The organism is Kitasatospora sp. NPDC091257 (assembly GCF_044757675.1).
Classification (GTDB): Bacteria; Actinomycetota; Actinomycetes; order Streptomycetales; family Streptomycetaceae; genus Kitasatospora; species Kitasatospora lactacystinica.
The window spans coordinates 1-10,340 of sequence record NZ_JBIVVI010000176.1 but is presented as its reverse complement, the minus strand read 5'-3'; the positions used below and the strand labels follow the sequence as shown (position 1 = coordinate 10,340).

The following is a 10,340-nucleotide window of genomic DNA, read 5'->3' as shown; positions in this document are numbered from 1 at the left end:
GTCCGGAGGGAGGGGGGAACTCACCGCGCCGAGGACCCCACCGAGACGTGCAACCTCGCCACCGACCCGGCCCACCGCGAACTGGTCGCCCGCTACAGCACCCTGCTGGAGGACCTGATCACCGCCGAGATCGGCACCGACACCCGCGCCTGGGTCATCGAGCGCCCCCGCCTGCTCGGCCGGCCCACCTGGCACGGCGACGACGACCGGCCCGCGGCCGTCGCGGCCCCGGCCCGACGCCGACCCGCCAGCCCGACGCCGACCCGCGTCGCCCGCGCGGGGCTGCGGTCGCCGACCCGGCCTCCACCCGGCCCGGAGGAAAACCGGGAGCCGTTCGGCGTCCACCGCGACACAATCACGGGATGATCGGCAAGCGGATCACCCATCGCACCGCGGACGGCGTCCGCATACCCGGAACCTGGCGGCACGCCTTCATCCACAACGGCGGCCACTACTTCCTCACCGACCTCTTCATCTACGCCGACGGGCTCATCGACTGCTGGGAACTCGTCACGGTCGAGGAGTTCGAGGAGAAGCTGCGCACCGGCTGGGTGGCCACCACCCTCCCGGAGGGCGGGGAGGCCTCCGCGCACGACCTGGCGGACTGGAAGTTCGGCGAGCCGGAGAGCTGGCTGACACCCGAGCTGCTGGTCGCCGAAATCCGCGACACCATCGACCAGTTGAACGGGCGCCCCGACTCGACCGGCCGCTGCCTCGCCGCCGTCGACACCTTCCTCGCCGACCGGACCGAGGAGAACCGGGCCGCGGCCCGCGCCGCGTTCCTGGCCGTCCCGGAGTCGCAGCGCCGCTACGCCCTGGGCGACATGGACAGCAAGGACCGGCCGCTGCGGATCCTGGTGGCCGGACCCGGCGGCCGGACCTACCTGTCGTTCGACGGAACGGTCACGCAGGAGGACTACGACGGCGCCCTCGCGTACTTCGAGGAGCGGGCCCGCTGGCAGGCCGAGCGGCCCACCCGTGTCCCGGCGGACGGGCCGGCGGCCCCGCACGCCCCGGCGGTCCGGCTCTACCAGTGGCATCTGAACGAGCCGCCGGCCGACCCCGGCAAGCGCGGCCTGCGCAACGACTACCCCGCCCCGATCACCGTGGCGGACGTGACCTACCCCTCCGTCGCCCATGCCTACTGGGCCCTGTCGGCGGCCCAGCCCGAGGCCCGGAGCGCGATCGCGACGGCGGAAACCGCCGCCGCAGCGCGCAAGCTCGCGACCGAGGCGCCTCGTCGCGAGGGCTGGGAGCATGCCCGGACCGCCGTCATGACGCGGCTGCTGCGCGCCAAGTACGACCAGCATCCCGAGCTGGCCGAGATCCTGCTGGCGACGGACGACGCCACCGTGATCTACGACGACATGGCCTCGGACTTCTGGGGCGACAACGCCGGCCGGGGCCGCAACTGGACGGGCCGGCTCCTCGAACTCGTCCGTTCCGAACTGCATGTGCGGCGGGCCGGAATCCCGGGGCTGTGAGCGGGGCGGGCGAGCGGCTCCCCGGGAGCCCGGGAGGCCGGGAGCCCGGGAGGCCGGAGAGGCCGCCTCCACCGATGGTGGAAACGGCCTCCCCGGTCCGTGATCCGGTGATCACGAAGAGCTGAATCAAGGCCCCTTCAAGCAAGTCTGACGAATCGTCAGGCCGCCGGAAGGCGCGGGGTCCGCGGCTGGGGCTCGGCCTGCTGCTCGACGGCGTCGAGCGCCGCACGGCGTAGGACGGGGAGGGGGCCGGGTCGGGCGTCGCGTGCCGCCGGGGGAGCGGCGGATCCTGAGCGTCCCCGGGCCCGAGCGGCCGGGGTGCGAGTACCGACGGGCCGCGGAGCCCCGGCGCGCAACCCGCTGCCGCGTACGGTTCGTCCACGCCGCGTTGTCCCGAGCGGCGCACGACGGGCCGGGCCCGGCGCGCCTACGTTCTCCGCGACCCGCACGACCGGAGACCCGAGGGAGCGACGCACGTGAACTGGCTGATCCACGACTATCGGGAGGACGACCTGGCTGCCGTCGTCCACCTGATCGACAGCACCGCCGGGCTCGGGCAGGAGTCCGTGTTCTCGCTCGCCGAGTGCATCGCCGCGCTGACCGCGCGCCAGCCCGCCGTCGTCGCGGTGCACGACGGTACGCCGATCGGTGCCGCGCTCGCGCAGGTGGCGGGGGAGCGGGCGTGGGTGATGCGGGTGGCGATCGCCCCGGCCTGGCGCGGGCGGGGCCTGGCCAGCGCGCTCCTGCGGGAACTGGAGCGACGGCTGGTCGAGGCACGCGTGCGGCGGATCGCCTATGTGCTGCCGGAGGAGGAACTGCTCGGCGAGGGACTGCACAACGCCGGCTACGAACGGCGGCCCGCCGCCGCGTACTTCGAGAAGACCGAGCCCGCCGCGGGCTCCGCGGCCGGCACGCTGGACGAGCTCGGCGGGCGGGTGCTGGGCGGCGACCTGTGGGACCGGGTGGCCGGAATGGCCGCCGAGAAGGAGCTGATCGAGCGCAGGGTCGTGCTGCCGCTCGCGGAGCCCGAGCGGGCGGCCCGGCACGGGGTCCGGCCGCCACGCGCGATCACCCTGTTCGGGCCGCCCGGCACCGGCAAGACGACCTTCGCCCGGGCCATCGCCTCCCGCCTGGGCTGGCCGTTCGTCGAACTGCTGCCCTCCCGGCTCGCCGACGAGGGCAACCTCGCCGCCGCGCTGCGCAGCGCCTTCGCCCGGATCGGCGAGCTGGAGCGGGTGCTGGTCTTCATCGACGAGGTGGAGGAGATCGCCCCCGTACGCGGCGAGGCCGGCCGGACGGGGACGATGCACGGCGTGACCAACGAACTGCTCAAGCTGATCCCCGGTTTCCGCGGGCGTGACGGCCGACTGCTGGTCTGCGCGACCAACTCCGTCCGCTCGCTCGACCCGGCGTTCCTGCGCACCGGCCGGTTCGACTACGTCATCCCGATCGGCACCCCCGACCCGGACGCCCGCGCCGCGATCTGGTCGCGCTACGCGCTCGGCACCGACCGCCTCGACGTGGACGTTCCCGCACTGGTGGCCGCGAGCGAGCACTTCTCCCCCGCCGACATCGAGCACGCCGCACGCCTGGCGGCGCAGACCGCGTTCGAGCGCGACGACGCCGTACCGGGGGCGACCACCGCGGACCACCTCGCCGCGATCGGCGCGAGCCGCCCGACGGTGACGGCCGCCATGGTCGAGGCCTTCCACACCGACATCGGCACCCACGCCAGGCTCTGACCCCGGGCCCGCACAGCGCACAGGCCTTCGGTGGCCGGCCCTCTCCGCTCATGGGAGAGGCTGGTCGATTCGACTCGCAGGCTGTGGAGGGCCCAGGGGTAGTGCGAAGTCCGGTGCGGACCCCGGGGGCGCCCTCGGCGAAGGTGCTCAGGGGCGGCCGGTGGTCTCCCGGTGTGCCTCGACGGTGACGGCGAGCCGGACGGCCGCGTCCGACCAGGTGCGGGCGGCGGCGTCCGGGTCGCCCGCCCGCAGGGCGTGGGCGAGGGCGCGCAGGAGCTCGGCGGTGGTGGCCAGGCCGCCGCGGTTCAGCCGGGCGGCGGTGCGGTCCAGGCGGGTGAGGGTGGGGCCGTCCGGGTGGCGCAGGCCCCGGTGGGCGGTGTCGGCGAGGGCGGCGAGCGCCTCGGCGAGGTCGGCGGCGACGGGGTCGGCCGACGGTGGCGCGGCGGGGCCGAAGGCCGTGGACGCGGTGCCGGGAGCGAGGTCGGGGACGACGACGGTGTCGCCCGCGAGGAGTGCGGCGGGCTCCAGGACGGTGCGGCCCGCCGCCCGTCGGAGGGTGGCGCTGACGTGGGTGACGGCGCCGGACCCGAGCGCCGCGGCGAGCGCGTCGAGGGAGCCGGGGCAGGCCGGGTCGTAGGTGGCGGCGAGGGTGGCCGGGTTGCCGGCGGCGTCGCGGACCGCGGCCTCCAGGCGCTGCTCGGCGGCGTCGTACCGGACCCCGTCGACGGCGGAGAGCCGCACCACGTGCAGGGACTCGGCGGCGATGCGGGGCCGGATCAGCCGCGGCGGCCGGCCCTCCAGGGTGCGCAGGTGGGCGTCGAGGTCGGTGAGCAGCAGCGGGGCGGGCAGGTCGGTCCAGGAGCCGCCGACCGGGGTGACGGTGGTGGCGGCGGTCCGACCGCGGCCGAGGCGGAGTTCACGGGCGGCGCTGCGGACGGCGCTTTCGCTGACCACGTTGCCGGCGGCGAGGGCGTCGAGGCGGTGGCCGGCGATCCGGCGGGCGGCCAGCGCGTGCCCGGTCGGCGGACGGCCGTCGGCCGGGACGTCCCAGCTGCGGCGGAGCACCAGGACGGTGCCGGCGGCGGGGTGGGCGAGGTAGACCTCGGCGGACCGGGTCGTTGCGGTGCCGCGGATCCGGCAGCCCAGCGCGGTCAGGCGGATCCGGCGCAGCGGGGTCTCGGCCGTCTCCCGGACACCGAGGACCTCCGACCGGGACGCGCCGGGGCGGGCGGCGGCGCGGTGACGGGCGTGAAGCTCGGCCAGGAGCAGGGCCAGCTCCTCGGGCCGGTGGTCGGCGGACCGGGCGGCGTACGCGTCGAGCTGGCCGATCAGGTCGGCGACCAGGCCGGCCGGCCAGTGCAGGGAACGGTCGGCGAGTTCCTCGCGCACCCGGTGGAGGTCGGCGGTGAGGACCGGCCCGGCGTGCACGGCGCCGTCGAGCAGCAGTTCGCGGGCGAGACCGAGGGCGGCGTCCAGGACCGGCGGGATGCCCGCATCGGGCTCGGGACGGCCGCCGAGCGTGACGGCCGGGCGGCCGTCGGCGGCCCGGAAGGCCCAGACCGCGAGGGCGATCATCTCGCCGCGGCGGTCCTGCGCGGCGTCGGTCACCGCGAAGCCCAGCTCGCCGGGGACGGGGAACCGGACGGTGCAGGCGGCCAGTTCGGCGACCGGCTGCGGATCGTCCGGGCGCGCGTGGTGCAGCCGCGCGGCATAACCGCGCTCCAGCGTCCGGCGGGCGGCGGCCACGGCGCGGGCGCCGACGGCGGCGGTCAGCGCCTCGTCGTCCAACGCGCCGGGGGACCACGCGGGGGCGGGCGCGGGGGTGGCGGGGCCGGGGTGAGGACCCGGTGGTGCGGGGGCGTCGGCGGCGGCGTACTGGTGGGCGAGGACCAGGGCGATCCGGTGGCGGCACACGCCCGGGGCGCCGCAGGTGCAGCTGCCACCGTCCAGCCCGGTGCCGGGCGGCAGGACGACGGAGTTGCCGTCCGGGCAGGTGCCGCGAAGCGTGCCGTTCGGGTCGAGGTCGGGCACCGGCCCGTCGCCCGCGGCGACTTCGCGGGCGGCGCGCTTCACCAGGCCGCGATTGGCGAGTGCGGCGAGCGTGTCGGTGTCCAGGGCGAGCAGATCGGCCCGCGTCGCGGCGGTCATCGGCCGAGCCGCTCGGCGACGAACTCGGCGAGCATCCCCGGCGTCATCGCGCCCACGTGCGCGCCGGCGTCCGCGAGCTGCCCGGCCAGCTCGCGGTCGTACGCGGGGGCGGCCTCCTCGTCCAGTGCGGCGAGTCCGAGCACGGTGGCGCCCTGCCCGGTCAGCGAGCGGACGGTGCGCAGCAGCCGGTACCGGTCGCCGCCCTCGTAGAAGTCGCTGACCACCGCGAGGACGGTGCGCCGCGGGTTCTCCACCAGACCGGCCGCGTAGTCGACGGCACGGGCGATGTCGGTGCCGCCGCCGAGCTGGACCCGCATCAGCAGTTCCACCGGGTCGGTGACGTCGGAGGTGAGGTCCACCACCTGGGTGTCGAAGGCGACCAGATGGGTCTTCAGGCCGGGAAGGCTCCACAGGCAGGCCGCGGTGACCGCGGAGTGGATCACTGAGCCGACCATGGAACCGGACTGGTCGACGAGCAGGATCAGCTGCCACTGCTCCAGGTGCCGGCGGGTGCGGGAGTGGAAGTGCGGGCGTTCGATCAGGATCCGCCGCTCGGCGGGACGGTAGCGGCCGAGATTGGCCCGGACGGTGCGGCGGAAGTCGAAGTCGCGGGCGAGCGGGCGGCGGCTCGGGCGGGCGGACCGGGCGCCGGTGAACGCCTGGCGCAGCTCCGGGGTGAGGCGTTCCATCAGCTGCCGGACCACCGCGGCCACGATGCGGCGGGCCTGGCCGAGCAGCTGCTCGTTCATCAGGTGCTTGGTGCGGAGCACGGCGCGCAGCAGGGCGGCGCTCGGCTCGACCCGTTCCAGGACGGTCGGGTCGGTGACGATCTCGTCGATGCCGTAGTGCTCGACGGCGTCGCGCTCCAGGCGTTCGATCGTCTCGCGCGGGAAGAGCCGGTGGATGTCGTCCAGCCAGTCGACCGCGGTGACCCGGGACGGTTCCGCGCCGGCGGCGCGGATGCCGCGGCGGTCGAGGTCCTCGTCGCGGCCGTACAGCCACTCCAGGGCGGCGTCGCGGGCGGCGCCGTCGGCGCCCGGGCTGCCGGTCCAGGGCTCGGCGGGGGAACCGAGGACCAGGCGCCAGCGCTCCAGGGCGGGGTCGGGTGCCGTTGCGGGGGCCGGCTCGGGCGCGGTCACCGGGCACTCCGCAGGCCGTGGCGGTCGAGCAGGGCGGTCACGTTCTCCTCCAGGGCGCGGGCGGCGGCCAGGTGCACGGGGTCGGCGGTGGTGCGGAGCAGGGCGCGGGCGGAGCCGCGCAGGCCGCGACGCTCGATCAGACGGCGGGCGATCCGCTCGCGCTCGCGCGGCGGGAACCAGGCGAAGGCCTGGCGCAGGGCGGGGAGGGCGATGAGGAACTCGGCGTCGGTGAGCTCGGCGAGGACGGAGTCCACGGCGGCCAGCAGGGAGCCGTCGCCCGCGTCGGCGGTGACCTCCTCCCGGGCGAGTGCGAACAGGCCGGCCAGCCAGTCGCCGAGCGCGCCGGGGTCGCCCGCGGCGTGCAGGGCGGCGGAGGCGAGGTCGGGATCGGCCGTGGGGGTGAGGGCGAGGTGGAGGCCGTGGGCGCCGCCGCGCAGGTCGGCGGGGGCGTGCGGGTCGCGGGCGATGCGGAGGGCGAGGGCGGCGGCGTCCTCGGGGGTGACCGTGAGCAGGTCGGGGGCGTGGCACAGCGCGTCGCGGACGGCGGCGAGGGCCGCGAGGCGCGCCGGGTCGGTGCCGGAGCGGCCGTGCGCGCCCTCGACCAGCCACAGGACGCGGGCGACCGCGCCGTCGATGACGGCGGCCAGCAGCGGGCTGCGGGCGGTGCCGTACACCCGGTCGTGCCGCCACAGGCCGAGCGCGGTGGCGAGGACGGCGCCGAGGGCACCCGGGTCGGGGTGGCGGGCGAGGACGGCGGTGAGCGCGGTCAGGAGGCGGTCGGTGAGGGCGGTGGCGCCGCACAGCACGGTGTCGAGGAGCAGGGCGGCGAGTTCGGTGTCCGTGGGCCCGGTGCTACGGGCCCGCTCGGCGAGGACGGTCGCGGCGGCCTCGTCGAGGGTGGCGCCGTACGCGCCCGCCTCGATCAGGGCGGCGTCGCGGCCGGTGTCCGGCCCGGCTTCCCAGCGTTCGGTGGTGACCGGGTCGGCGCCGTGGGCGGGTCCGGCGGTGCGGTGGCGGCCGGGCACGCCGAGGACGCGCAGCCGATGCAGGGTCCGGCTGGCCGTCAGACCGTCCTCGGTGGTGAGCTCGCAGGTCAGCGGGCGGGTGCCGGTGGCCCCGATCGCGGCGAGCCGGGCGGCGGTGTCGTGGACCAGCGGCGGGGCCGGGGTGCCGGGGTGCAGCCGCCCGGTGCGGGAGCCGCTGCACGCGGCGACCATCTCGACCACCACCGGGTGGCTGCCGGGCGCCAACGGGGTGCGCTCCGACCAGGGCAGCGGCTGGGTCAGGTCGTCCTTGACCAGCGCGCCGGCCAGGCCGTCGAGCACGTCGGTACGGGCCGGCACCGGGTGGCCGCGCAGCGCGGCCAGGCCGCCGGTGAGCGCGGCGGCGGCGACCAGGTCGGCCGTGGAGACGGGGTGGCGGCGCCCGCGCAGCCGCGACACCACGGACTGCCGCAGATGGTCGGCGGCGGCCTCGGGGCCGTCCTCCCACAGCCGCTGGTAGTAGGCGGGCGAGGGCATGCCCGACTGGTAGCCGGCGAAGGCGTCCAGCTGCCGGAACGAGTAGGGCACCAGGTAACTGCCGGACACCGCGCCGGGTCGCGGCGCCGGCAGCGCGGGCCGGCCGGGCACCTCCGCGGGCCGCTCGGCGAGGGTGCGGAGCGCGGGGGTGTGGAAGCCGCCGGTGACCACCAGCACGGTCGCTGTTCCCGCCTCGGCCAGGACAGCGCGGATCCAGGCCGCCATGTACGCCTCGCGGGCCCGGTCGCCCTCGTCCGCCTCGGCGTCCCCGCGGACCAGGTCGAAGTAGGCGTCCAGACGCCCGGCGAGCCCGTCCGCCGGTGCCACCTCGAACAGGCCGTCCCACAGGGCGTCCACCGAGCCGGTGCCGAAGCGCGAGCACAGCCGGGCGGTGGCCTCGGCGTACCGGGCCTCCGCGTCGGCGTACCGGTTGGCGCGCAGCTCGAACGCCGGGTGCCAGGACGGCAGGTCGACGAAGAGCACCTCCGCGCCGGCCGCCCGGCCCTCCCGCAGCGCCACCCACTCGGGCGAGTAGTCGCACAGCGGCGTCCAGGTGGTGGCGGTGCGCTCGGCGTCGCGGTAGTGGCTGAACACGGCGATCGGCAGTTCGTGGCCGAGGGCCAGCTCGTCCAGGCGGCCGTTGAGGTCGGCCGGCCCTTCGACGAGCACGTACGCGGGCCGCAGCCGTCGGACGGTGTCCGCCACCAGACGGGCGCAGGCGGGGGAGTGGTGGCGGACCCCGAGGAAGACCGCGGGCATCAGCCGGCCAGCAGGTGGCGGGCTTCGTGCACGGCGTGCCAGTGCGGGCCGCGCCGCCGCGGGACCCGCTGCTCCAGGTAGCGGCGCAGCCGGGCCAGGTCCTCCGGACTGTCCTTGGCGGCGGTGCCGGCCAGGCTGGCGACCAGGTCGGCCGCGTTGCCGGCCTCGCCGCGCAGGTACCAGCCGCGCAGCCCGACCGCGTGGGCGACCGAGACCGCCTCCGCGGTGCTCATCACCGCGGACAGGCGGTCACCGCCCTCACCGGCCCGCAGCTCGCGGAACGTGGTGACGAGGACCTCCAGCAGGTCCCGGTCGGGCGCGGCGGCCACCCCGGAGCGGCGCAGCAGGTGCGCGGACTCGGCCTCCACCAGGGCGAGTTCGGTGTCCAGGTCGGGGATCGGGAAGACCGTCTCGAAGTTGAACCGGCGCTTGAGCGCCGCGCTCATCTCGTTCACCCCGCGGTCGCGGGTGTTGGCGGTGGCGATCACGTTGAAGCCCTGCTTGGCGAAGACCATCCCCTCCGGCCCGTCCAGTTCGGGGATCGCCACCACGCGCTCGGAGAGCAGGGACAGCAGCGAGTCCTGCACCTCCAGCGGGCAGCGGGTGATCTCCTCGAACCGGACCAGCCGGCCGTCGGCCATGCCGCGCAGCATCGGCGCGGGCACCAGCGAGCGGGTGGAGGGGCCCTCGGATACCAGCAGGGCGTAGTTCCACGAGTACTTGATCTGGTCCTCGGTGGTCGCCGCGCCGCCCTGTACGGTCAGCCGGGAGGTACCGCTGACCGCCGCCGCGATCAGCTCCGACAGCAGCGACTTGGCGGTGCCCGGCTCACCGACCAGCAGCAGGCCGCGGTTGGTGGCCAGGGTCACCAGGGCGCGCTCGACCAGCGCCGGATCGCCGACGAACTTGCGGTCGATGCCGGCCTTCTCGTCGCCGACGACGAACCGGCGGGCGGCGCGCAGGCTCAGCTCCCAGCCCGGCGGGCGCGGGTCGCGGTCCTCGGCGCGCAGCGCCGCCAGCTCCTCGGCGTACCGGATCTCGGCGGGCGGACGCTGGAGCTGCTCCTCGGCGGTGGTGGTCATGGCGGCCCTCCCGGGGTGGTTCGCGTGGCTGTCGGCGAGGTGGTGCGCCGTCACGGCGTGGTCGGCTCGGTCAGCTCGGTCAGGTCGGCGATCACCTCGGAGGCCATCACCGGGTCGAGCTCGGCGAAGGTCGGCAAGGTGCGGTTGCGGGTCCAGTAGTCGCCCGGGCGGGTGTCGAGCCACACCGTCTCCACGCGCTGTTCGGGATACACGTCGTGCATGCCGACCGCGATGCCGTGCTCCGGTGCGAGGACCACGTAGCGGTCCGGCCCGACCCGACGGGACAGCCAGCGCTCCACGCCCGCGTCCTGCGGCTCGCCGCGCTGCCAGCCGCGCCGCTCCATGCCGACCAGCCGGGTGGTGGGCAGCACCGGACCGTTCTCGAAGCGGGTCAGGCGGTGGCCGGCCCGCTCCTCGTCGCTCAGCGCGTACACCGGGCGGCCGAGCTGACGGAACGGCTGCAGGA

Annotated in this window: 8 protein-coding genes; 3 read left to right on the top strand and 5 right to left on the bottom strand. The window is 76.3% G+C overall.

Annotated features, from left to right (window positions below):
* The 3 genes from ACIQOV_RS11250 to ACIQOV_RS11240 all read left to right on the top strand — a co-directional run.
* Positions 1–366 (top strand): hypothetical protein (locus tag ACIQOV_RS11250; protein ID WP_401047424.1); only part of this gene is annotated, 366 nt, incomplete at its 5' end.
* Positions 363–1,484, top strand: a complete 1,122-nt coding sequence (locus tag ACIQOV_RS11245) for an NADAR family protein (protein WP_401047422.1) — start codon at positions 363–365, stop codon at positions 1,482–1,484. The genes ACIQOV_RS11250 and ACIQOV_RS11245, both read left to right, overlap by 4 nt.
* Before the next feature lie 476 nt (positions 1,485–1,960).
* Positions 1,961–3,226 carry an ATP-binding protein gene (locus ACIQOV_RS11240; protein ID WP_401047419.1) on the top strand — a complete coding sequence of 422 codons (1,266 nt, stop codon included), beginning with the start codon at positions 1,961–1,963 and terminating at the stop codon, positions 3,224–3,226.
* Positions 3,227–3,373: 147 nt separating this feature from the next.
* Here ACIQOV_RS11240 and ACIQOV_RS11235 read toward each other — a convergent pair whose 3' ends face one another.
* The 5 genes from ACIQOV_RS11235 to ACIQOV_RS11215 all read right to left on the bottom strand — a co-directional run.
* Positions 3,374–5,374, bottom strand: a complete 2,001-nt coding sequence (locus ACIQOV_RS11235; protein WP_401047417.1) for a hypothetical protein — start codon at positions 5,372–5,374, stop codon at positions 3,374–3,376.
* On the bottom strand, positions 5,371–6,513 hold the full coding sequence (locus ACIQOV_RS11230; RefSeq protein ID WP_401047415.1) for a VWA domain-containing protein: 1,143 nt from the start codon (positions 6,511–6,513) through the stop codon (positions 5,371–5,373). Before ACIQOV_RS11230 ends, ACIQOV_RS11235 begins: the two co-directional genes overlap by 4 nt.
* Complete coding sequence (locus tag ACIQOV_RS11225) at positions 6,510–8,792, bottom strand: DUF5682 family protein (RefSeq protein WP_401047412.1); 2,283 nt, start codon at positions 8,790–8,792, stop codon at positions 6,510–6,512. The genes ACIQOV_RS11230 and ACIQOV_RS11225 overlap by 4 nt, the downstream gene beginning before the upstream one ends.
* Positions 8,792–9,874, bottom strand: coding sequence for an AAA family ATPase (locus tag ACIQOV_RS11220; RefSeq protein WP_401047410.1), 1,083 nt, complete (start codon positions 9,872–9,874; stop codon positions 8,792–8,794). Before ACIQOV_RS11220 ends, ACIQOV_RS11225 begins: the two co-directional genes overlap by 1 nt.
* 50 nt (positions 9,875–9,924) lie before the next feature.
* The coding region (locus tag ACIQOV_RS11215; protein ID WP_401047408.1) for a DUF4132 domain-containing protein at positions 9,925–10,340 on the bottom strand (416 nt) is incomplete at its 5' end.